The sequence below is a fragment of the Fictibacillus phosphorivorans genome, from assembly GCF_001619875.1.
GTDB lineage: Bacteria > Bacillota > Bacilli > Bacillales > Fictibacillaceae > Fictibacillus > Fictibacillus phosphorivorans_B.
This window is the reverse complement of sequence record NZ_LRFC01000036.1, coordinates 1-293: the sequence shown is the minus strand read 5'-3', so window position 1 is coordinate 293 and position 293 is coordinate 1. Positions and strand designations below refer to the sequence as shown.

At 46.1% G+C, this 293-nt stretch carries 2 tRNA genes; both read right to left on the bottom strand.

The annotated features are described in order from the left end of the window. Positions 1-67: 67 nt before the first annotated feature. Positions 68-143 (bottom strand) — tRNA-Ala (locus tag AWM68_RS14835). 25 nt (positions 144-168) lie between these two features. Beyond that, positions 169-245, bottom strand: a tRNA-Ile gene (locus AWM68_RS14830). Positions 246-293 lie beyond the last annotated feature (48 nt).

Genomic DNA, 293 nt, shown 5'->3' with positions numbered 1-293 from the left:
ATTGTTTGGATGTCGATATCTAGTTTTCAAAGAACAATTTAAAAAGGCATCATCGTAAGATGTGCAATGGTGGAGCTTAGCGGGATCGAACCGCTGACCTCCTGCGTGCAAGGCAGGCGCTCTCCCAGCTGAGCTAAAGCCCCATAATGGGAATGAAATTTATGAAAATGGTGGGCCTAAATGGACTCGAACCATCGACCTCACGCTTATCAGGCGTGCGCTCTAACCAGCTGAGCTATAGGCCCCTAAAGGAAGTTAAGTTCCTTCAAAACTGAACAAAAGAAGAATAGGTG